Source organism: Amycolatopsis camponoti (genome assembly GCF_902497555.1).
Taxonomy (GTDB): domain Bacteria; phylum Actinomycetota; class Actinomycetes; order Mycobacteriales; family Pseudonocardiaceae; genus Amycolatopsis; species Amycolatopsis camponoti.
Genome location: NZ_CABVGP010000002.1, coordinates 568,205 through 589,611 on the forward strand (window position 1 = coordinate 568,205; position 21,407 = coordinate 589,611).

Genomic DNA, 21,407 nt, shown 5'->3' on the forward strand with positions numbered 1-21,407 from the left:
CGCCGAACCCGGCCCGGTGAAGCACGACTGGCCGCTGTACGAGGTGTTCGTCCGCGGCAAGCGCGGCCTGAACCACGTGCACGTCGGGTCGCTGCACGCGGCCGACGACCAGATGGCGTTGCACCACGCGCGTGACCTCTACACCCGCCGCAACGAAGGCGTGTCGATCTGGGTCGTGCGCGCGTCGGACATCACGGCGTCGTCGCCGGACGAGAAGGACCCGTTCTTCGCGCCGAGCGGCGACAAGGTCTACCGGCACCCGACGTTCTACGACATCCCCGAGGAGGTGCCGCACATATGAGTTTCGACAACGTCTACGAGTCGCTGACCGAGGAGAACGACGCCCGCTGGGCGTTCGGCACCGGCTTCGAGGACCCGCTGTCCGGAGTGGACACGTCGGTGCCGTCCGGTGTGGACGGTTCCGCGCTGGCCGCCTACTGCCTGATGCTGGGCGACGACGCGCTGATCTTCTCCCACCGGCTGCAGGAGTGGTGCACCAACGCGCCCGAGCTGGAGGACGAGGTCGCGATCGCCAACATCGGCCTCGACCTGCTCGGCCAGGCGCGCCTGCTGCTCGCCCGCGCCGGCAAGGCCGACGGCTCGTCGCGCACGGAGGACTCGTTCGCCTTCGACCGCGTCGAAAACGAGTTCCGCAACGTCCGGCTCGCCGAGCTGGGCGGCGGCCACTTCGGGCACCTGATCGCGCGGCTGTTCGTGTTCTCGACATGGCGCCTGGCTTTGTTGCAACGGCTGGTGTCGTCGGTGGACCCGGTACTCGCGGCGATCGCGGTCAAGGGCGTCAAGGAAGTCACCTACCACCGCGACTACGCGGCGCAGTGGCTGGTCCGCCTCGGCGACGGGACGCCGCTGTCGCGTTCGCGGATGCAGGAGGGCCTGGACGCGGTCTGGCCGTACGTCGGGGAGCTGTTCCGCACGCACCCGCTCGAGCTGGTGGACGCGGCTTCGCTGCGCCCGGAGTTCGATGCGGTGCTGGACCAGGCGCTGGCCGCGGCGACGCTTGTTTTGCCCGCAGCCGGTGAGCTGGCCGGCGTTTCGGGCCGGACGGGCCGCGACGGCGTCCACACCGAGCAGATGGGGTTCCTGCTCGCGGAGCTGCAGAGCGTGGCCCGGGCGATGCCGGACGCGAAGTGGTGACCGCGGCGGCCGTCGCGGCCACGGTCACCGACCCCGAGCTGCCGATGCTGACGCTGGCGGACCTGGGCGTGCTGCGCTCGGTGTCCGAGTCGGACGGCCGCGTCGTCGTCGCGATCACGCCGACGTACACGGGCTGCCCGGCGATGGACACGATGCGCGACGACCTCGAGCACGCGCTGGTTTCGGCGGGCTACGCCGACGTCGAGATCCGGACGCAGCTGTCGCCGGCGTGGACGTCGGACTGGATTTCGGCCTCGGGGCGCCAGAAGCTGGCCTCGGCCGGCATCGCCCCGCCGGGCGCGGCCCCGCGGCGGTCGGGGCCGATCCCGCTGACGCTGTCGGCGCCGGTCTCGCGGATTCCGTGTCCGCTGTGCGGGTCCGAGGACACGGAGGAGCAGTCCCGCTTCGGCGCGACGGCCTGCAAGGCGCTGCGGCGCTGCCGGTCGTGCGCCGAGCCGTTCGAGCACGTCAAGGAGATCTGAGGTGGCGCTTACCCGAGGGTTCCACGACCTGAAGGTCGCGGGCATCGAGCGGCTGTGCGAAGACGCGGTCGCGGTGACGTTCGACGTGCCGTCCGCCCTGTCGGCGGAGTACGACTTCAAGCCGGGCCAGTCGTTGACGCTCCGGCGCGAGGTGGCGGGCCGCGACGAGCGCCGGTCGTACTCGATCTGCGCGGCGGCGGGTTCCGCGCCCCGCGTGGGGGTGCGCCTGGTGCCGGGCGGGTTGTTCTCGTCGTGGCTGCTGAACGACGTCCGCGCGGGCGACACGATCTCGGTGGCCCCGCCGTCCGGGTCGTTCACGCCCGACCTGTCCGCGGGCGGCCACCACGTGCTGATCGCGGCGGGGTCGGGGATCACCCCGGTGCTGTCGATCGTGTCGTCGCTGCTGCGTTTTTCCGAGGCCACAGTTACGGTTTTGTACGGCAACCGCCGCACGGACACGGTGATGTTCGCGGACGAGCTGGCGGATCTGAAGGACCGCGCGCCGTCTCGCCTGGAGCTGATCCACGTTCTTTCGCGTGAGCCGCGCGAGGCGGATCTGTTCACGGGACGGCTGGACGTGCCGAAGCTGCGTTCCCTGTTCTCTTCGTTGGTGCCGGTGTCGTCGGTGGACCACTGGTGGTTGTGCGGCCCGTTCGAGATGGTGACGGGCGCGCAGGAGCTGCTGGCTTCCCTGGGCGTCCCGGAATCCCGGGTGCACCAGGAGCTGTTCTACGTGGACACGCCCCCGGAGCCGGTGACGCACCTCGACCCGGAGGTGGCGGGGGAGTCTTCGGAGGTCCGCGTGGTCCTGGACGGCCGCTCCAGCACGATGACCCTGCCCCGCACGTCTTCGGTCCTGGACGGGGCGCAGAAGTTCCGGCCGGACCTGCCGTTCGCGTGCAAGGGCGGAGTCTGCGGAACCTGCCGCGCGAAGGTCACGGACGGCAAGGTCGACCTGCGGCGGAACTTCGCGCTGGAGAAGGCGGAGGTGGACGCGGGGTTCGTGCTGACGTGCCAGTCGTACCCGGTCTCGGAGACGATCACGGTCGATTTCGACGCTTGAAACTCGGGTTGTCCACAGGGTGGTTTCCTTGTGGACAACCAGGTCCGCCACGGGCATTTCCGCTGGGTCAGTCGGGCGGCACCGCTAGAATTGGCCTGGGGACGCCCCCCTGGGAGCGGTGGGGGCTGTCTGTGGGTGGGCTGTCCGGTGGGGCGGAGGCGAAGGGGCGGTTTCGGCGGAGCTGCGGGTGAGCGAGCCACTGCGACTTTGCCGGGGCCCTGCCTGGGAGCGGTGGGGCTGTCTGTGGGTGGGCTGTCCGCGGGTCAGCGGTTGCGCCCTCGTCTGCGGCGGCGGGGGCGGGGCTCGGTCTCCTCCTCGGCGGCCGGCTCCGCGACCGGGCTGGTCAGGCCCAGCATCTCCGCCGCCAGTTGCTGCGAGCTCGCGAACATCCCCGTCGGTGCCTCGCTTGCCCGCCGCAGCGCTGCCGGGCGGAGGCGGTTGTAGCCGCGGACCGTCACCGGCCTGCGCTGGCGCAGCTCGTACGCCTTCTCCTCCGAAAGCTCCGACGCCAGCTCGCGGTCCACCAGGATCGTGCCCGGGCGGGCCACCGATGTCAGGCGGGCCGCCAGGTTGACCACCGAGCCGTACACGTCGCCGAAGCGCGACAGGATGCGGCCTGAAGCCATTCCCGCGCGGACCGCCGGCAGGGTCTCGTCCGCCGACGTGCGCTCCGTCAGCGCCAGGGCGATCTCCGCCGCGTCGACTGCCGCGTCCGCCACGAACAGGACCTCGTCGCCGATCATCTTCACCACGCGGCCGTGGTGCTCGGCGATCGTCTCCGTCGCCAGCAGCTCGAACGCGTCGAGGACCCGGCTCAGCTCTTCTTCATCGATCTGGCGCGTCAGGCGCGTGTAGCCGACCATGTCGACGAACCCGACCACCTGGGTGCGCGCCTCCAGGCTCTCGTCCGGCGCCGCGAACGCCCGCCCGGCGTACGCCGCCAGGTGCCGGCGCCACACGAAGTTCTGCACCCGCTCGAGCTCCGGCAGCAGCCGGTCGACCAGCCGGGCCACCTGGCGCTCGCTGCGCCCCAGCTCCGGCTGCTCCTTGATCAGCTGCCAGAGCATGTCGACCTGCCACTCGGCCAGCCGGGACAGGTGCTGGCCGAGCGCGCGCGTCACCGACACCTCGATGCTCGGGTCGATCAACCCCGACTGGACCAGCTGGTCCGCGGTGCGCATCGCCTCGACGTCCGCGTCGGTGAAGACGACCTCGTCGTCGCGCACCGTCGCGAACCCCAGTGCACGCCAAAGCCGGCGTGACCGCTCCTCGGGCACGCCGGCTTTTTCGGCCACTTCGAGCCGCGTGTACTTCCGCCTGCCGCCGAGCAGGACGCGTTCGAGCCGCTGCTGGAGCTCTTCGCTCGAATCGGTCACGTGCTCAGGTCGTGTGGACGATCAGCACGTCCACACCGGACTTGCGCGCCACCTCCGACGGCACCGAGCCCAGGATCCGGCCGGCGATCGTGTTCAGCCCGCGGTTGCCGACCACCAGCAGGTCGGCCTCGCGCTCGTGCACGACCTTGCGCAGCGAGTCGACCGGGTCGCCCTTGACCGCGAGCGTGTCGATCTTCTGCGCGCCGGCCCGCACCGCCCGGTCCCGCGCCGACTGCAGCGTGTCCTCGGCCGGCGCCGAGCCGACGACCTGGTACGCCTCGTCGCCGAGGACGTCCTGGGCCTTGTCGACGTCGGTCTTGCTGGCCGGGTAGAACGCACACGCGATGACGAGCGTGGCGCCCGCGTCGCCGGCCACCGCCGCCGCGCGGTCCACCGCCGCGAACGAGGACTCCGAGCCGTCCGTGCCCACCACCACGGTCCGATATGCCGCACCCATGCGCAAAACCTCCAGGTGATCCCGCGTGAGCAGGGACGATAGCCGGTCGGTACCGACCGTGCCTGCTCGTCCGCGCCCGTGTCGGGTGGAAGGTTACTCGCCAGTCGCTTTCTGCGCTCCGCTTGGCCGCGGTGTCGGCTTCGGAGCCGGTTTGGCGGCCTGCTTGGGGGCGGGCTTCGGCTTCGGGACGTCGGAGGCCTTGATCCGGATGGTCTGCTCGACGTCGCTCACCGGCGTCGTCTTCCCGGTGTCCTCCGCCGGCTTCTCCGTCTTGAGGTCGTCGGCCTTCAGGTCGGTCGTGACGTCGGCGGGCACCTTGACCTCGTCACCGAGGACGGTGTGCGCCTCGGCCAGCACCGCCCGCGCCGCGCGGACCTGCTCGGCCAGCCCGCCGCGCACCTTGCGCAGGCTGTCGACGCGCTCGTTGGCCTGGGTGATCCGCCGGTTCGACTCCTCGGTCGCCGTCGTCACGCGGCGCCGCGCCTCGTCGGCGGCTTCCGCGAGCCGGGCGTTGGCCTCGGTGATCGAGTCCTGACGGCGCTTGTTCGCCTCGGCGATCGACTCCCGCGAACGGCGTTCGATGTCCGCCTTCGCGGTCTTCTCTTCTTCGAGGACCTTCGCGCGGATGTCGGCGGCGTCCTGCGTCGCCTCCTGGACGCGGCGGGCGGCCTCGGCCTTGCTCGCCGCCTCCTGCTCGGCCAGCACGCGCATCGCCTCGGTGCGGCGGGCGGCCATCGCGATCTCGAAGTCTTCTTCGACTTTCGTGCGACGGTCCGACGATTCGGCGTCGAGCTTCGTGCGCTCGGCCTCGGCCTTGTCGGTGATCTCCTTGGCCTGCGCGCGGGCGTCCTCGAGCACCTTGCGGTGCTCCGCCTCCATCTCCTTGCGGCGCAGGTCGAGCTCGGTGAGCAGCTGCTCGTAGCGGGCGCGCATGGCACTCGCGTCGGTCTCGGCCTTGGCCCGGATGTGCCCGGCCTCGGCTTCGGCGCGGGCGCGCGTGTCGGCGGATTCGTCCTGTGCGAGGCGCAGCATCCGCTGCAGCCGCTCGGACAGGCCTTCGACGCTCGTAGGCGGCTGGGCGAGCCGGTCGACCTGCCCGCGCAGGTCCGCGATCTCGCCGCGCGCGATCTCCAGCTGCCGGGCCAGGTCGCCGGCCTGCGCGATGGCGGCGTCCCGATCGGCCGTGAGCATCTTGAGGTCGGCGTCCAGCCGTTCGAGGTGCTCGTCGACCTGCGCTCGGCTGTACCCGCGCTTCGCTACGTCGAAGCCGGCTCCCAGCGGCACAAGCTCCCGTTCATCGCCAAGGCTCATGGGCCTACCGTAGTCGCAGCCCGGTCACGGAAGGGTGAGCACCCGTGCGGTGCGCCGAACGTGCCGTGTGATGCGGCGAAGGGAACTGGCCGGATCCGGTGGTATCCGGGCGGAATCCGACGCCGGGTGCGGCAGCCGCCCCCGGCGTCGTCGTGATCAGGCCTCTTGATCAGGCTTCTTGGTCAGGCACCGCGGAAGGCGTTGATCCCCTCGATGTGCTTGGCGCGCTTTTCCTCGTCGCGGACGCCGAGGCCTTCCTGCGGGGCGAGCGCGAGCACGCCGACCTTGCCCTGGTGGGCGTTGCGGTGCACGTCCAGCGCGGCCTGCCCGGTCTCTTCGAGCGGGTACGTCTTCGACAGCGTCGGGTGGATCAGCCCCTTCGAGATCAGTCGGTTCGCTTCCCAGGACTCGCGGTAGTTCGCGAAGTGGGAGCCGATGATCCGTTTCAGGTTCATCCACAGGTAGCGGTTGTCGTACTGGTGCATGTACCCCGAGGTGGACGCGCACGTGACGATCGTGCCGCCCTTGCGCGCGGCGTAGACGGACGCGCCGAACGTCTCCCGGCCCGGGTGCTCGAACACGATGTCCGGGTCGTCGCCGCCGGTCAGCTCGCGGATCTTCGCGCCGAAGCGCTGCCACTCCTTCGGGTCCTGCTCGGTCTCGGACTTCCAGAACTTGTAGTCCTCGGCGCTGCGGTCGATGATCAGCTCGGCACCGAGCTTCCGGCAGATCGCGGCCTTTTCCGGGCTGGAGACGACGCAGACCGGGATCGCGCCGCCGTTCAGCGCGTACTGCGTCGCGTAGGAGCCGAGGCCGCCCGAGGCGCCCCAGATCAGGACGACGTCGCCCTGCTTCATGTCCGCGCCGTTGCGTGAGACCAGCTGGCGGTAGGCGGTGGAGTTGACCAGCCCGGGGGAGGCGGCTTCCTCCCAGGTGAGGTGGTCCGGCTTCGGCATCAGCTGGTTGGCCTTGACCAGTGCGATCTCGGCGAGGCCGCCGAAGTTCGTCTCGAAGCCCCAGATCCGCTGCTCGGTGTCGAGCATCGTGTCGTTGTGCCCGTCCGGGCTCTCGAGCTCGACGTTCAGGCAGTGCGCGACCACCTCGTCGCCCGGCTTCCAGTTGTGCACGCCGACGCCGGTGCGCAGCACGACGCCGGACAGGTCCGAGCCGACGACGTGGTAGGGCAGGTCGTGCCGCTTGGCCAGCGGCGAGAGCTTCCCGTACTTCTTCAGGAACTTGAACGTGGGGATCGGCTCGAAGATCGACGTCCACACGGTGTTGTAGTTGATGGCGCTCGCCATCACGGCGACCAGCGCCTCGCCCGGGCCCAGCTCGGGCACGGGGACGTCGTCGAGGTGCAACGACTTGCGCGGGTCCTTGTCCCGGCTCTCGAGGCCCTCGAACATGTCGACCTCGTCGGCGCGCACGGTCACCCCGCGATAGCTCTCGGGGACGGGCAGGGAGCCGACCGCGGCGGACTCGCCGTTCAGGATGGCTTGCTGGATCTCGCCGAGCTGCGTCATCGGTTCCTCCGCGGAGATGGGGGTCAACGGCGTTGGCGGCAGAAATTACTCGCCGGTAACTCGCGCACACAACTGTACGAGACGGACAGCACGATTACACGTCGAACTGTGACCGATCAGTCTTGACCGGCTGGCCAGTCAAGCGGATCATCGGCTGTGGGAACACCCACCCGACCAGCAGTTTCACCGACGGAGGTGAGCACGAATGAGTGAAGTCTCTACGCGCGCATGGGCCCGGCCACACGATTGGGCCGAGGTCGTCATCGGGGTCGTCGCCGCTCTTTCACCCCTTTGGCTGAGCACGGACTCGACCGCGATGTGGACGATGGTCGTCCTGGGCGCCTTGATCGCACTCGACGGCCTGGTCTCGCTGGCCATGCCGGGCATGGTCTACGGCGAAGGCATCCAGATCGCGCTCGGTGTGCTGTTCTTCATCGCGCCGTGGGTGATGGGATACACCGAGTTCAACGGCGCGTCCTGGACGTCCTGGATCGCCGGGGTGCTCGTGGTCATCGCCGGCGCGGCGGCGATGCCGGTCGCGAGCGCCGCGCACCGCACGGCAGGCCAGCACTGACGGACCAGGAGGCACCCGCATGACCGAGGATTCGGCGAAGGAGCGCATCCTCCGCGCCGCCGAGGCGCTCTTCGCCGAGTCCGGCTTCGACGCCACCCCGACCTCTCGCATCGCCGAGCGGGCCGGGGTGCCGAAGGGGCTGGTGCACTACTACTTCCGGCACAAGGCGGACCTGCTCACCGCGCTGGTCGAGCGACTGCCCGACGAGCGCATCGAGCCGGCCGTGGTCGTCGTCCCCGGCGACCTGGTGGGCAGCCTGCGGCGGCTGGTCCGCGAGCTCGACCACCGCTTCAGCCGGTCGCTCGGGCTCTCGCACCTGCTGTGGCGCGAGGCGGACACCCACCACGTCGTCCGCGACGCCCTCCACGAGCGTTTCCAGGTGCTCGTGCGCCAGGTTCACGCGGTGATCCTGGCGGCAACAGGCGGCGGCGTCCCCGCGGCCGACATCGACCGCGCGTCGGGCCTGCTGGCCCGCGCGGTCAGCCACCGCCACGCGACGGCCCGCCACTCCGACGACGACCTGCCCGCCGAGTTCGACGGCGAGCTGACGTTCATCGCCGACGCCCTCGTGTCGAAGACCGCGCCGGCTTAGCCGTGGCCGGGGCCGTGTACCCGCGGAGTGCGGCGGACGCGCGGTTCCGGCGTGCGGGGATGCGGCGGGGATGCGGCGGGGTGCGGGAGTGCGGTGCGCGGCTCCTGCGCGCGGGGATGCGCGGCCGGACTGGGCCCGGGCCGTTGACGCCGCCGGCCCGGGCAGTGCCGAAGTCGGCTGGCCTCTCAGTGCCCCCGGCCCCGCCCCGCCCCTCCGCCCTGCTTGTTGTCACCGAAGTGCGGTTGCCCCGCGCCGGAGTTGTTGCGCCTGAACGGGTTTGGTGCTCAGTGCGCCGCGTTGTCCTTGGCCGGCTCCACCAGCTCCACCAGGACGCCGCCCGCGTCCTTCGGGTGGATGAAGTTCACCCGGCTGTTGGACGTTCCGCGCTTCGCCGCCTCGTACAGCAGGCGCAGGCCCTGCTCGCGCAGTGCCGCCGACGCCGCGTCCACATCGGACACGCGGTACGCCAGCTGCTGCAGCCCCGGGCCGCTCTTGGCCAGGAACTTGCCGATCGCCGAGTCGTCGCGCAGCGGGGCGAGCAGCTGGATCTGCGTCTCCGTGCCCGCCGTGCCGGGCGCGCGCAGCATCGCCTCGCGCACTCCCTGCTCCTCGTTCACCTCCTCGTGCGCCACTTCCAGGCCGAAGTGCGCGCGGTGGAACTCGATGGCCGCGTCCAGGTCCGGGACCGCGATGCCGACGTGGTCGATGGCCGTCACGAACGGCCGCAGGGCGTCATTCATGGAGGCAGGATAGGGGGCGCCCGCCCGGCGTTCCCCCAGAATCGTCGCGTGCCCCGCCTCACACTGGCTCCATCAAGAAGCCCGCCCTCCGGGTATGGTCGGAAAAACTGCCCATGCGCCGAAGCTTGGAGGACGCCGTGTCCGGTTCCGTGATCCTGGGTGCCGCCCGTACACCGATCGGGCGCTTGCTCGGATCCCTCAAGGACTTCACGGGGGCACAGCTGGGCGGGGTCGCGATCAAGGCGGCCCTCGAACGCGCCGGGGTCTCCCCGGACGCGGTGCAGTACACGATCATGGGCCAGGTGCTCACCGCAGGTGCCGGCCAGATCCCGGCCCGCCAGGCCGCGGTCGCCGCGGGCATCCCGATGAGCGTGCCCGCCCTGACGATCAACAAGGTCTGCCTTTCGGGCCTCGACGCCATCGCGCTCGCCGACCAGCTGATCCGGGCCGGCGAGTTCGACATCGTCGTGGCCGGCGGCCAGGAGTCGATGACCCAGGCGCCGCACCTGCTGCCCAAGTCCCGCTCCGGCTTCAAGTACGGCGACACGACGCTCGTCGACCACATGGCCTACGACGGGCTCTTCTGCGCGTTCGACCAGGTCGCCATGGGCTCCTCGACGGAGAAGTACAACTCCCGCTACGGCGTCACCCGCGAGCAGCAGGACGCGTTCTCCGCCCGTTCGCACCAGCGCGCGGCCGAGGCGATCAAGAACGGCTACTTCACCGACGAGATCGCGCCCGTCTCCATCCCGCAGCGCAAGGGCGACCCGGTCGTCTTCGACACCGACGAAGGCGTCCGCGCCGACACCACCGCGGAAAGCCTCGCCAAGCTGCGCCCCGCCTTCGCTTCCGACGGCACCATCACCGCGGGCTCGGCCTCGCAGATCTCCGACGGCGCCGCCGCGGTCGTCGTGGCCAGCAAGGCGAAGGCCGAGGAGCTCGGCCTCACCGCGATCGCCGAGATCGGCGCGCACGGCGTCGTCGCCGGGCCGGACGCCAGCCTGCACGAGCAGCCGTCGAACGCCATCCTCGCCGCGCTGGCGAAGGCGAACCTCGGCGCCGACGCGCTCGACCTCGTCGAGATCAACGAAGCCTTCGCCGCGGTCGGGCTCGTCTCCACCGAGAAGCTCGGCCTCGACCCCGAGAAGGTCAACGTCAACGGCGGGGCCATCGCCCTCGGCCACCCGATCGGCGCCTCCGGGGCCCGGCTCGCCGTGCACCTGATCCACGAGCTGCGCCGCCGCGGTGGCGGGCTCGGCGCGGCCGCGCTGTGCGGCGGCGGCGGCCAGGGCGACGCCCTCCTGCTGCGGGTGCCGTCCGCGTAAGTGGCCGGCGCACTCGACCTCGACGACCTGGTCGGCCGCGCGCGGGACGGGCAGCCCCGCGCCGTCGCGCGGCTGCTGTCGCTCGTCGAGGACGCCCATCCCCGCGTCGCCGAGATCGCGCGAGCGCTGACCCCGCACACCGGGCGGGCCCGGGTCATCGGGCTGACCGGACCGCCGGGTGTCGGCAAGTCGACATCGACCTCGGCGCTGCTCACCGCGTTGCGCGCGGAGGGCAAGCGGGTCGGGGTTCTCGCCATCGACCCGTCTTCGCCGTTTTCGGGCGGCGCGCTGCTCGGCGACCGGATCCGGATGACCGAGCACGCCACCGATCCCGGCGTGTTCATCCGCTCGATGGCCACGCGCGGGCACCTCGGCGGCTTGTCGTGGGCGACCCCGCAGGCGGTGCGCGTGCTCGACGCCGCCGGCTTCGACGTGGTGCTGATCGAGACCGTCGGCGTCGGACAGTCCGAAGTGGACGTCGTGAAGCTGGCCGACACCACGGTGGTGTTGCTCGCCCCGGGCATGGGCGATGGCATCCAGGCCGCGAAAGCGGGAGTGCTGGAGATCGCCGACGTCTTCGTCGTGAACAAGGCGGACCGCGAGGGTGCGGACGCGACGGTGCACGACCTCAAGCAGATGATCTCGCTGGCGCGCCGGGAGATCCGGGGCGCGAGCTGGCGCCAGCCGATCGTGCGGACGGTGGCGGCGAAGGGCGAGGGCATCGATGAAGTCGTGGACGCGCTGGCCGCGCACCACGACTGGCTGGTGGAGCACGACGAGCTGGCCCGGCGCCGGGTGGCGCGGGCACGCGACGAGGTCGAGGCCATCGCTGTGCGGCGGTTGCGGGCCGAGCTGGCCGACCTGCGGGGCGGGGGACGGCTGGCCGGGGTGGCGGAGCGCGTCGTCGCACGCGAGATCGATCCGTTCGCCGCCGCGGATGAGCTGATCGCGGACCTGCGGGAGTAGTGCGGCCCGGACCGCTGACGCGAGCCGCGTGAGCAGAAACCGTGTCACGGCAACGGGTCTTCGCCGGAATGTCATGACGCTCTCCCCTCGGGTGCGGCGGGCTTGCCGCGTGTTGACCATCGTGCGCCGGGGGTCCGACAATTTCGGGGGTTCCGGCGTCGAGGTTCACCCGACCGCGTGACGCGAGCGACTTTCGCCGGTTCTTGTTGTCGGTGCCGAGCCCTAGACTGCGGGGCGCTCCGGAACCGGGCGATCACTGGGAGGGCGTGCAGGATGAAGAAGACACTCGTCACGGCGCTGACGGTCGGCGCGTTGTTCGTGGCCGGCAACGGCGTCGCCACCGCGGCCGACGCTCCGCCGCCGAAGACGACGCACGGGCCGTGCCAGTACACCGAGACGCCGGACGAACCGGCGTCGCGGCCGGTGCCGCTGCCGCCCGACCCGCGGCACACGCCGAGCCACGGCAAGGTCGACGTCGCCGTCCCGACCAGCCAGGGCGCGCTGCCGCTGCGGCTCGACCGCGCGAAGGCGCCGTGCACCGTACAGAGCTTCCTGCACCTGGCGAACCACCGGTTCTACGACCACACGGTGTGCCACCGGCTGACCGCGTATCCGACGTTGAAGGTCCTGCAGTGCGGCGACCCGAGCGCGACCGGCGAGGGCGGGCCGGGCTACAAATACAAGGACGAGCTGCCGGTGGACCTGCCGCCGGCGCCGACCGACCCGACCGGGGCGCGCAAGGTCTACGCGCGCGGGCTGCTGGCCATGGCCAACGCGGGACCGGACACGAACGGCTCGCAGTTCTTCGTCGTGTACGGCGATTCCGCGCTGCGGCCGAACTACACGGTGTTCGGCACGGTCGGGGCACAGGGGCTGAAGACCCTGGATCGAGTGGCCGCGGGCGGGATCGTGCCGACCGCGGACGACCCGGCGCCGGTCGACGGGACGCCCGCGCTGCGGACGGAACTGCTCCGCGTCCGGCCTGACTGCTGGTCCTGACGGCGAACGCGGGCCACTCCCGGTTCGGGGGTGGCCCGCTCGGGGCATCTCGCGTGATTGAAGGGGCATCACGCGTGTCTGGGGAGGCATCACGCGTGATTGGAGGGGCATCACGCGTGATTGGGAGGTCGACACGCGTGTCTGGAGGGTCGGCACGCGTACGCAGGCGGACGACACGCGTACTTCGGGGACGACGCGTGTCTGGGGTTAGGACGTGATTTCCCAGAGGGCTTCTATCAGGGTTTGGGTTGCGCCGGCGAACGCGTGTTTTGGGGTTGCCGCGTAGCCGACTATCAGGCCGCCGGGGCCGTTGGGGGTCATCCAGTAGTCCGTCAGGCCCTCTAGGCCGAGTGCGCGGCGGCGGCAGGCCGCCAAGGCCGTCGCCTCGGACGGGCCGTCGGGCGGGAGCCTCAGCAGCAGGTGGAGGCCCGCCGCGATGCCTTGCGGACGGACGAAGTCCGGGAGCGCGGCCATGAGACGAGCGCGGCGTGAGCGGTACTCGGCCCGGCTGCGGCGGACGTGCTGGTCGTACGCACCCGAGCCGATCAGCTCGGCCAGCGCCAGCTGGTTCAGCACCGCCGGGCGGGACCCGCTGTCGGCCAGCGCCGCGTGGACCGGCTCCACCAGCGTCCGCGGCAGCACCAGCCACGCCAGCCGGAGCGCCGGCGCCAGCGTCTTGCTGGCCGTCCCCGCGTAGATCACCCGCTCCGGGGCGAGCGCCTGCAGCGCCCCGACCTGCTGGCGGTCGAAACGGAACTCGCCGTCGTAGTCGTCCTCCAGCACGAACGCGCCCGATCGGGCCAGCTCGGTGCGGCGGTGCGGGGCCAGCGTGACGCCGGTGGGGTACTGGTGCGCCGCCGTCACGACCACCGCCGGACTGTCCAAAGCGGACACATCGAGGCCGTGCTCGTCCACCGGGACGCCGACGACCCGCTGACCCTGCGCCGCCGCGATCGAGCGGTACATCTCCAGCGACGGGTTCTCGAACGCCATTTCGCCGACGCCGAGCGAGGAAAGCGCGCGGGACACCACGGCGATCGCGTGCGAATACCCGTGGCACACGACGATCCGGTCCGGGTCCGCGACGACTCCGCGGGCCCGGGCGAGGTAGCCGGCCAGGGTGTCCCGCAGCTCGGGCGCGCCCAGTTCCGACTCGTAGCCGAACGCCGACGCCGGGGTCCGCAGCAGGGCGCGGCGGGTCGCGCTGATCCACGCCTGCCGGGGGAACGCCGTCAGGTCCGGACGTCCCGGCCGCAGGTCCCAGCGCGGGGCCGGCTCGCGCGGTGCCTGCCGCGGAGCGGACTGGGGCAGCGAGCCCGCCGTCGCCACGCGGGTCGGCGCGCCCTGGGCCGTGCGCAGGTACCCCTCGGCGGCCAGGTCGGCGTACACGCGGGTGACCGTGCCGCGCGCGACGCCCAGGTCGTGGGCCAGGGACCGGGTCGAGGGCACCGCCGAACCCGCCTGCCACCGGCCCTCGCGGATGGCCGCGCGGATCGCCGCCGCGAGGCCGCCCCGGCCGGTCGAGGGCTCCCAGCCGAGGTGGACGTCGAGGCCGGAACTGGACCACGAATCCGTCATGTGACTGGACCATACCCGTGGACCAGTTCCGGCTAGCGTGGATGCCATGACGAAGCGAATCGGACTCGGGCGCGCGCCCGAGATCTACCAGGCGATGGCGAACCTGCAGGCCGAGGTGAACAAGGCCGCCGCGAACGCGGGGGTCGACCCGAAGCTGCTGGAACTGGTGAAGATGCGGGCCTCCCAGCTCAACGGCTGCGCGTACTGCCTCGACATGCACAGCCGCGACGCCCTCGAGCTGGGCGAGTCGGCCCGCCGGTTGTTCGTGCTCGACGGCTGGCGCGAGACCGACCTGTTCACCGAAGAGGAGGAGGCCGCCCTCGTCCTCACCGAGGCGATGACCAAGCTGTCGGCGACCCAGAGCGTCCCCGACGACGTCTACGAGCAGGCGACGAAGGTGCTCACCGAAGACCAGTACCGCGCGATCGCGTGGGAGGTCATCGCGATCAACAGCTGGAACCGCATGGCCGTGACCAGTCACAGCCCGCTCCCGAAGCGCGACGCGTGAGCGCCGCCGCGCTCAGGGCGCTGCACGTCCCCGGCAAGCCGCTGGTGCTGCCGAACGCGTGGGACGCCGACACCGCCCGGCTCGTCGAGGCCGCCGGGTTCCCGGTCGTGGCGACCAGCTCCGTCGCCGTGGCGTCCGTGCTCGGCTTCCCCGACGGCGAAAAGGCCCCGGCCGGCGAGATGTTCGCGGCGGCGAAACGCATCGCGGACGCCGTGAGCATCCCGGTGACCGTCGACGCCGAGTCGGGCTACGGCCTGTCCAGTGCCGAGCTGGCGTCCCGGCTGCTCGACGCCGGCGCCGTCGGCTGCAACTTCGAGGACACCGACCACGCCACCGGCGACGTGCGGCCGGTCGCCGAGCAGGCGGAGCGCATCGCCGCCCTGCGTGAAGCGGCGGGCGACGGCCTGGTGATCAACGCCCGCGTCGACTCCTTCCGCGGCGTCGATCCGAAGGAGCACCTGGTCGACGGCATCGCCCGGGCGAAGGCCTACTTCGAGGCGGGCGCCGACTGCGTCTATCCGATCCACCTGCGCACGCCCGAGGTGCTCGCGGTGTTCGTGCAGGGGGTCGGCGGGGCCGTCAACGCGCCCGCGTGGCCGGGCAGCCCGGGCCTCGGCGGCCTCGCCGAACTGGGGGTGGCGAGGATCTCGCTGGGTGGCGGGCTGTGGCAGTACGCCCGCAAGCACCTCGAAGCGACTCTCGCGGGCGTCGCCGAGGGAAAACTGCCGTACTGACCACGGAATGGCCGAAGGCCGCCGCGAGGGTGACTCGCGACGGCCTTCGGTGTCTCGGGGACGTCAGTGCGCGACGGCCTTCTCGGCGCCCGCGCCGGTCAGGGACCGGACCTCCATCTCGGCGTACTTCTTCTCGTCGTGCTCCTTCGACAGGACCGTGCCCAGCCAGCCCAGGATGAACGCGGCCGGGATCGAGACGATGCCGGGGTTGCTCAGCGGGAACCAGGCGAAGTCCGCGGTCTTGATCATCGACGTGCTCTTGCCGGACACCGCCGGCGAGAAGACGATCAGCACGATCGTGATGGCCAGGCCGCCGTAGATCGACCACAGCGCGCCCTGGGTGTTGAACCGCTTCCAGAACAGCGAGTAGAGGATCGTCGGCAGGTTCGCCGACGCCGCCACCGCGAACGCGAGTGCCACCAGGAACGCGACGTTCTGCCCGTTGGCCAGGATGCCGCCGCCGATGGCGAGAGCACCGATCACCACCGCGGTGATCCGGGCGACCTTGACCTCCGAGTCCGGCGACGTCTTGCCCCGCTTGACGACGTTCGCGTAGACGTCGTGCGCGAAGGACGCGGACGCCGTGATCGTCAGGCCGGCGACCACCGCGAGGATCGTCGCGAAGGCGACCGCGGAGATGAGGCCCAGCAGCACCGGCCCGCCCAGTTCGAGCGCGAGCAGCGGGGCCGCGGAGTTCACCCCGCCCGGCGCCTTCTTGATCGTGTCCGGCCCGACCAGCGCACCGGCGCCGTAGCCGAGGACCAGCGTGAACAGGTAGAACACGCCGATCAGGACGATCGCCCAGACCACCGAGCGACGCGCGTCGCGAGCGGTCGGCACCGTGTAGAAGCGCATCAGGACGTGCGGCAGGCCCGCGGTGCCCAGCACCAAGGCGATGCCGAGGGAGAAGAAGTCCAGTTTGGACGTTCCGGTGGCGCCGTACTGCTTGCCCGGGCCGAGCAGCGTCTCGCCGGCCTTGCCCGCCTTGTCGACGGCGGCCTGCAGCAGGCTGGAGAAGTTGAAGTTGTACTTGCCGAGCACCCACAGGGTGATCACGAGCGCGCCGACGATCAGCAGCGCGGCCTTGATGATCTGCACCCAGGTGGTGCCCTTCATGCCGCCGATGAGGACGTAGGCGATCATGATGATGCCGACCACGGCGATCACGATGGCCTGCGCGCCACCGCCTTCGACGCCGAGCAGCAGCGCGACGAGACCGCCGGCACCGGCCATCTGCGCCAGCAGGTAGAAGAAGGACACGGCCAGCGTCGACGTCGCGGCCGCGGCCCGCACCGGGCGCTGCTTCATCCGGAACGCCAGCACGTCGCCCATCGTGAACTTGCCGGTGTTGCGCAGCAGTTCCGCGACCAGCAGCAGCGCGACGAGCCACGCGACCAGGAAGCCGATGGAGTAGAGGAAGCCGTCGTAGCCGTTGATGGCGATCGCGCCGGCGATGCCGAGGAACGACGCCGCCGAAAGGTAGTCACCCGAGATCGCGATGCCGTTCTGGGGACCGGTGAAGGCGCGGCCGGCGGCGTAGTAGTCCGACGCGGTCTTCGTGTTGCGGCTGGCCCGGAACACGATCACCAGCGTGATGAGGACGAAGGCGGCGAAGATGAGGATGTTGAGAAGCGGGTTGCTGCCTTCCACACCCGCGGCGATGTTCGTCGTCATGCCTGCTCCTTCGCGGATTCGCCTTCGATGTCCTCACGGATCTTCTCGGCGACCGGGTCCAGCTTCCGGTTGGCGTACCGGACGTAGAGGCCGGTGATCACGAACGTCGAGACGAACTGCAGCAGGCCGAAGATCAAGCCGATGTTGACGTTGCCGAACACCTTCGTGCTCATGAAGCCGTGCGCGTAGTCCGCGAGGAGCACGTACAGCAGGTACCAGAGGAGGAACACCGCCGTCATCGGGAAGACGAACCGGCGCAGGCGGCTGCGGAGCTCACGGAACTCGGTGCTCTCGTGCGCGCGTTCCCAGATGGTCTCTGACGTGTCCGGGGGCCCGCCGCCGGTGTCCGTCGTGCTCATCGCTGCTCCCTGCGACATTGCGGAAAGTGGTCCGCGTCACCGTAGGGAGGCGTGAGGTCGGAGTGAAGATTCAGCGGCTCAACAGCCGGGCCAGACGACGAACGGTTGACGAACGGTCGCGCGGTCCCGACGAACGGGGTTCGTCCAGGTGCAGGCGCAGCATCGCGGCCGTGGACCAAGCGGGTGGCCTGCCCCGCAAGGAGACCAACGCCATTACGCCGAACGCCAGCGGTACCGACCAGGGTGCCGGTTGCTGCACCAAGATCGCCACCCAGCCGTGCAGCGGCGGCCCGGCGAGGGCGAACAGGATCGAGCCCGACGACGCGACGAGCCCGGTCAGCACCCCGGCGATCCCGCCGGCCGCCGTCAGCCGCGGCCACCAGATGCCGAGCACGAGCAGCGGGCAGAACGTCGACGCGGCGACGGTGAAGCCCCACGTGACGAGCACCCCGGCGTCGAGCTCGGCCGACCGCAGCGCCAGCAGCACCATGATCGCGGCGACGCCGAACACCGCGATCCGCAGCCGGCGCAGCCCGCCCGGGACGAGGTCGTGCGCGATCGCGCCGGACATCACCAGCAGCAGGCCGAGCGACGTCGCCAGGAACGCCGCGAACGCGCCCGCGGTGAGCAACGCCGTGAAGAGGCCGCCGGCCCAGCCACTGTCCACTTGGTACGGCAGCGCGACGACGACCGTGTCCGTCGCGCCGGAGAGGTAGAGCCCGGGGACGAGCACGCGGCCGAGGACGCCGTAGACGCCGGGGAAGAGGTAGAAGACGCCGAGGAGCGCGACCGTGATCGCGGCGGTGCGGCGGGCGGCGCGGCCGTCGGGGCTGGTGTGGAAGCGCATGAGCACGTGCGGCAGGCCCATCGTGCCGAGCATGGTCGCGATCAGCACCGCCCACGTCCCGAGCAGCGGGTAGCCCTGGTCGCCGAGGTCGAGCAGCGGCCGCTGCCAGTCGTGCCCGCCGAGCGGGGCGCCGCCGCGGACCGCCGGGACCGCCGCGCCCGCGCCGAACACGACCTCGTCCTGGCTGCGCGCGATGAACTCGCCGGGCGGCAGGGTTTCCAGGACGCCGTTGCGCCGCACGGCGGTCGGCTCGCGGATTTCCATCGTGACTTCGACTTCGAACTTCACCGGCGTCTCGCGGGCGAAGTGGGTGAACTCGACCGGGTTCAGGGCGTCGGTCCGGTTGACGGCGCCGGCCTGCAGTACGAGCCAGATGGCCGGGATCAGGAACAGCAGCAGCTTCAGCACGAACTGGAAGGCCTGGACGTACGTCGCCGCGCGCATGCCGCCCAGTGCGAGGGTGACGCTGACCGCGGCGCCGGCCAGCACGACGCCGACCCAGTACGGCGTGTGGCCGACCGCGGTGAGCACCAGGCCGGCGGTGCGGAACTGCGGAACGACGTAGATGGTGCCGATCACCAGCACGACGACGGCGGTGAGACGGCGCAGGGCGGGGGAGTTGAGCCGCGCCTCGGCGAAGTCGGGGACGGTCAGCGCGCCCGAGCGCCGCATCGGCGCGGCCACGAGCACGAGCATCGCGATGTAGCCGGCGGTGAAGCCGACCGGGTACCAGAGCGCCCCGATGCCGTCCTTGACCACGAGCCCGGCGACGCCGAGGAACGACGCCGCGCTCAGGTACTCGCCCGAGACGGCGGCGGAGTTCACCAGCGGCGAGATCCGCCGTGAGGCCACGAGGAAGTCCGACGTCGTGCGCATCGCGGCGACCCCGCGGACGCCGATCAGCAGCGTCACGAGCACGACCGGCGCGACGGCGAGCGCGACGCCCACTAGCCGTCGTCCTCGAGGCGTTCGGCGCGGCGCAGCTGCCAGCGCGCCAGCAGGGCCATCGCCGGGTACGGCAGCACGGCGATCATCAGCCAGGACACCGGGATCCCCAGCAGCCGCGCGGTGTCCAGGCCCGGGAAGATCGCGAAGACGCCGGGCAGGCCGAGGAGGAGGACGAACATCAGGACGAGGGCGGGCACGCCGCGACGGCGCTGGGCGCGGTAGAGCGTGGTGGCGCGCTGGGTGTCGCCGACGGGGAGGCGGGTTTGCCGCCAGCGGTGCCGGGAGCGGCGCCGGGCGTGCGCGAGGCGGGTCTGCGGGCTGGTCACGGCGACCCGGCGGATCTTGCTCATCGCGAGCCCGGCCCGAGCTGACCTCGTTGAGCGGCCTCCAGCAGCCGGTCCCGCAGGTCACGCGCGTGCCGGCGGCTGACCGGGACGTCGCCGGCGTCCGTGTGGGCCAGCAGGCCGCCCGCCGAGTCGCTGCGCAGTTCCAGCACCGCCCCCACCGCGAGCAGGAACCCGCGGTGCACCCGGCTGAACCCGGTGCCCTCCCAGTACTCCTCGAGCCGCGAAATCGGCATCCGCACCAGGTGGACCCCGCCACGCGTGTGCAGCCGGACGTAGTCGCCGTGGGCCTCCACGAACAGCACGTCGTCGCGGCGGACGTACCGCGTGCGGCCGCCGGACTCCACGGGGAGCGCCGCCATCGCGTCCGGGGTCGAGCGCGACGACGGCGTCGCGTTGCGCGTCACCTTGGCCAGTGCGGCGGAAAGCCGTTCGGCGCGGACCGGCTTGAGCAGGTAGTCGACGGCGCCGATGCCGTACGCCGCCACCGCGTGCCCGTCGTGCGCCGTGACGAACACGATCACCGGCGGCTCGCTCAGCTTCGCCAGCAGCCCGGCGAGTTCGAGACCGTCGAGGCCCGGCATGGAGATGTCGAGGAACACCGCGTCGAAGCGGTCGGCTTGAAGCAGCCTCAACGCCTTCAGCGCGTCAGCCGCGCCGACGACTTCGCCGACTTCGGGCGCTTCGCGCAGCATGCGGCACAACTCGTCCAAAGCCGGCGCCAGGTCGTCGACGGCGAGTACGCGAAGCCCGGTCACGGCAGCACCCCCGGCTGGAACCGCGGCACCCGCACGATCACCCGGGTGCCCGCGCCGACCTCGGTTTCCACGGTCAGCCCGTACCAGGCGCCGTAGACGTCCCGCAGCCGCCGGTCCACATTGGCCAGTCCGAGGCCCGCGGGGTCGTCGTCGCCGGTGCGCCCGGCCAGGATGTCCGCCGCGCGCTTCGGGTTCATGCCCACCCCGTCGTCCTCGACGAAGATCACGCAGTCGTTCCCTTCCGCCTGGCCGTGCACCTGGACCAGCCCGGTGCCCGAGCGCGGCTCGATGCCGTGCCGGATCGCGTTCTCCACCAACGGCTCCAGCACGAGGTAGGGCACCGCGACGGCGAGGATCTCCGGCGCGACCCGCACCTGGACGCGCAGCCGTTCGCCGAGCACGGCCCGCTGCAATGCCAGGTACGTCTCGATCGCGCGGAACTCCTCGGCGACCACGGTGTACTCGCCGTGGCGCGCCAGGCTGTAACGGGTGTAGTCGGCGAAGTCGAGCATGAGGTCGCGGGCGCGGTCGGGGTCCGAGCGCACCAGCGACGCGATGACGGTCAGCGCGTTGTAGACGAAGTGCGGCGACATCTCGGCCCGCAGCGCCCGCAGTTCGGCCTGGGCCGCCTGCTCGGCCGACGCTTCGAGCCGGCCTCGCTCCAGAGCCTGGACGACGAGGTCGGCGGCCTGGCCGGCGACCGCGTCCCGGACGTCGCCGACGACCAGCAGCGCCCCGGCCAGTTCGTCGTGGACGTGCAGCGGCAGCACGAGGACGTCCGGCGCCGAGCCGGGTTCCTCGGTGTGGAGCACGCCGTCGAGGACCGTCGCGACGACCGCGTCCGGCCCCGGCCGCCCCGACCAGAGCAGCGAGCCGGAGAGGTCGGTGAGGCCGAGCCCCGGGAAGCCGAAGAGCCGGCGCAGGCCGTGCGCGGCACGGCGGGCCCGGGTGCCGGACAGGCCGTCGCGCAGGTCGTCGGTGATCCGGCGGGCGGCGGCGAGCACCGGCAGCGGGTCGGCGCGGGACGCCGGGCGCAGGTGCACGGTCATCGGGCCTCCCCTCGGCGACGGTGTCCAGGGGACCAGATCCTACGG

General features: G+C 71.5%; 23 protein-coding genes. 11 read left to right on the forward strand and 12 right to left on the reverse strand.

Annotation, left to right across the window (positions count from 1 at the left end; all coding sequences use genetic code 11):
* Positions 1–16: 16 nt before the first annotated feature.
* Genes paaB through paaE form a run of 4 tightly spaced genes read left to right on the forward strand, consistent with a single transcriptional unit; the run spans position 17 to position 2,700 of the window.
* Positions 17–301, forward strand: coding sequence for a 1,2-phenylacetyl-CoA epoxidase subunit PaaB (gene paaB / locus AA23TX_RS23135; RefSeq protein ID WP_043792750.1), 285 nt, complete (start codon positions 17–19; stop codon positions 299–301).
* The gene (gene paaC, locus AA23TX_RS23140; RefSeq protein ID WP_155544957.1) at positions 298–1,155 is read left to right on the forward strand and encodes a 1,2-phenylacetyl-CoA epoxidase subunit PaaC; all 858 of its coding nucleotides are present in this window, start codon (positions 298–300) and stop codon (positions 1,153–1,155) included. Before paaB ends, paaC begins: the two co-directional genes overlap by 4 nt.
* Positions 1,149–1,637, forward strand: coding sequence for a 1,2-phenylacetyl-CoA epoxidase subunit PaaD (gene paaD / locus AA23TX_RS23145; RefSeq protein WP_155544958.1), 489 nt, complete (start codon positions 1,149–1,151; stop codon positions 1,635–1,637). The genes paaC and paaD overlap by 7 nt, the downstream gene beginning before the upstream one ends.
* A 1-nt stretch (position 1,638) precedes the next feature.
* Positions 1,639–2,700: a 1,2-phenylacetyl-CoA epoxidase subunit PaaE gene (gene paaE / locus AA23TX_RS23150; protein ID WP_155544959.1), complete on the forward strand. Its 1,062-nt coding sequence runs from the start codon at positions 1,639–1,641 to the stop codon at positions 2,698–2,700.
* A 263-nt stretch (positions 2,701–2,963) separates the two neighbouring features.
* Here paaE and AA23TX_RS23155 read toward each other — a convergent pair whose 3' ends face one another.
* The 4 genes from AA23TX_RS23155 to ccrA form a co-directional block, all read right to left on the reverse strand.
* A complete protein-coding gene (locus tag AA23TX_RS23155) occupies positions 2,964–4,076 on the reverse strand; it encodes an adenylate/guanylate cyclase domain-containing protein (protein ID WP_155544960.1) in 1,113 nt (370 codons plus the stop codon).
* Positions 4,077–4,080: 4 nt separating this feature from the next.
* The gene (locus AA23TX_RS23160) at positions 4,081–4,533 is read right to left on the reverse strand and encodes a universal stress protein (protein WP_155544961.1); all 453 of its coding nucleotides are present in this window, start codon (positions 4,531–4,533) and stop codon (positions 4,081–4,083) included.
* A gap of 93 nt (positions 4,534–4,626) precedes the next feature.
* Positions 4,627–5,844 carry a coiled-coil domain-containing protein gene (locus AA23TX_RS23165; protein WP_230862682.1) on the reverse strand — a complete coding sequence of 406 codons (1,218 nt, stop codon included), beginning with the start codon at positions 5,842–5,844 and terminating at the stop codon, positions 4,627–4,629.
* Positions 5,845–6,026: 182 nt separating this feature from the next.
* Complete coding sequence (gene ccrA / locus AA23TX_RS23170) at positions 6,027–7,367, reverse strand: crotonyl-CoA carboxylase/reductase (RefSeq protein ID WP_155544962.1); 1,341 nt, start codon at positions 7,365–7,367, stop codon at positions 6,027–6,029.
* A gap of 205 nt (positions 7,368–7,572) precedes the next feature.
* On the opposite strand from ccrA, the gene AA23TX_RS23175 reads away from it, so the two are divergent.
* Both AA23TX_RS23175 and AA23TX_RS23180 read left to right on the forward strand, forming a co-directional pair.
* Entirely contained in the window at positions 7,573–7,941 is a 369-nt protein-coding gene (locus tag AA23TX_RS23175; protein WP_196425492.1) for an SPW repeat domain-containing protein, read from the forward strand.
* Positions 7,942–7,960: 19 nt separating this feature from the next.
* The gene (locus AA23TX_RS23180; protein ID WP_155544963.1) at positions 7,961–8,533 is read left to right on the forward strand and encodes a TetR/AcrR family transcriptional regulator; all 573 of its coding nucleotides are present in this window, start codon (positions 7,961–7,963) and stop codon (positions 8,531–8,533) included.
* A 284-nt stretch (positions 8,534–8,817) separates the two neighbouring features.
* On the opposite strand, the gene mce is transcribed toward AA23TX_RS23180, so the two are convergent.
* Entirely contained in the window at positions 8,818–9,273 is a 456-nt protein-coding gene (mce, locus tag AA23TX_RS23185; RefSeq protein ID WP_155544964.1) for a methylmalonyl-CoA epimerase, read from the reverse strand.
* 137 nt (positions 9,274–9,410) lie between these two features.
* Here mce and AA23TX_RS23190 point away from each other — a divergent pair, with 137 nt between their 5' ends.
* From AA23TX_RS23190 to AA23TX_RS23200, 3 genes are all read left to right on the forward strand, one after another.
* Positions 9,411–10,598, forward strand: coding sequence for an acetyl-CoA C-acetyltransferase (locus AA23TX_RS23190; RefSeq protein WP_155544965.1), 1,188 nt, complete (start codon positions 9,411–9,413; stop codon positions 10,596–10,598).
* On the forward strand, positions 10,599–11,564 hold the full coding sequence (meaB, locus tag AA23TX_RS23195) for a methylmalonyl Co-A mutase-associated GTPase MeaB (RefSeq protein WP_155544966.1): 966 nt from the start codon (positions 10,599–10,601) through the stop codon (positions 11,562–11,564).
* A 273-nt stretch (positions 11,565–11,837) separates the two neighbouring features.
* Positions 11,838–12,563, forward strand: coding sequence for a peptidylprolyl isomerase (locus tag AA23TX_RS23200; RefSeq protein ID WP_155544967.1), 726 nt, complete (start codon positions 11,838–11,840; stop codon positions 12,561–12,563).
* A gap of 207 nt (positions 12,564–12,770) precedes the next feature.
* Here AA23TX_RS23200 and pdxR read toward each other — a convergent pair whose 3' ends face one another.
* Complete coding sequence (gene pdxR, locus AA23TX_RS23205; protein ID WP_155544968.1) at positions 12,771–14,141, reverse strand: MocR-like pyridoxine biosynthesis transcription factor PdxR; 1,371 nt, start codon at positions 14,139–14,141, stop codon at positions 12,771–12,773.
* 46 nt (positions 14,142–14,187) lie between these two features.
* On the opposite strand from pdxR, the gene AA23TX_RS23210 reads away from it, so the two are divergent.
* Together AA23TX_RS23210 and AA23TX_RS23215 are read left to right on the forward strand one after the other, a co-directional pair.
* The gene (locus AA23TX_RS23210; protein ID WP_196425493.1) at positions 14,188–14,649 is read left to right on the forward strand and encodes a carboxymuconolactone decarboxylase family protein; all 462 of its coding nucleotides are present in this window, start codon (positions 14,188–14,190) and stop codon (positions 14,647–14,649) included.
* Entirely contained in the window at positions 14,646–15,383 is a 738-nt protein-coding gene (locus AA23TX_RS23215) for an isocitrate lyase/PEP mutase family protein (RefSeq protein WP_155544970.1), read from the forward strand. The genes AA23TX_RS23210 and AA23TX_RS23215 overlap by 4 nt, the downstream gene beginning before the upstream one ends.
* Before the next feature lie 63 nt (positions 15,384–15,446).
* On the opposite strand, the gene AA23TX_RS23220 is transcribed toward AA23TX_RS23215, so the two are convergent.
* From AA23TX_RS23220 to AA23TX_RS23245, 6 genes are all read right to left on the reverse strand, one after another.
* Complete coding sequence (locus AA23TX_RS23220; protein WP_155544971.1) at positions 15,447–17,057, reverse strand: monocarboxylic acid transporter; 1,611 nt, start codon at positions 17,055–17,057, stop codon at positions 15,447–15,449.
* The gene (locus AA23TX_RS23225) at positions 17,054–17,416 is read right to left on the reverse strand and encodes a DUF485 domain-containing protein (protein ID WP_155544972.1); all 363 of its coding nucleotides are present in this window, start codon (positions 17,414–17,416) and stop codon (positions 17,054–17,056) included. The genes AA23TX_RS23220 and AA23TX_RS23225 overlap by 4 nt, the downstream gene beginning before the upstream one ends.
* 70 nt (positions 17,417–17,486) lie before the next feature.
* On the reverse strand, positions 17,487–19,211 hold the full coding sequence (locus AA23TX_RS23230; protein ID WP_155544973.1) for a sodium/solute symporter: 1,725 nt from the start codon (positions 19,209–19,211) through the stop codon (positions 17,487–17,489).
* Entirely contained in the window at positions 19,211–19,561 is a 351-nt protein-coding gene (locus tag AA23TX_RS23235) for a hypothetical protein (protein WP_155544974.1), read from the reverse strand. Before AA23TX_RS23235 ends, AA23TX_RS23230 begins: the two co-directional genes overlap by 1 nt.
* Positions 19,558–20,313, reverse strand: coding sequence for a LytR/AlgR family response regulator transcription factor (locus AA23TX_RS23240; RefSeq protein WP_155544975.1), 756 nt, complete (start codon positions 20,311–20,313; stop codon positions 19,558–19,560). The genes AA23TX_RS23235 and AA23TX_RS23240 overlap by 4 nt, the downstream gene beginning before the upstream one ends.
* Entirely contained in the window at positions 20,310–21,362 is a 1,053-nt protein-coding gene (locus AA23TX_RS23245; protein ID WP_196425494.1) for a sensor histidine kinase, read from the reverse strand. Before AA23TX_RS23245 ends, AA23TX_RS23240 begins: the two co-directional genes overlap by 4 nt.
* Positions 21,363–21,407 lie beyond the last annotated feature (45 nt).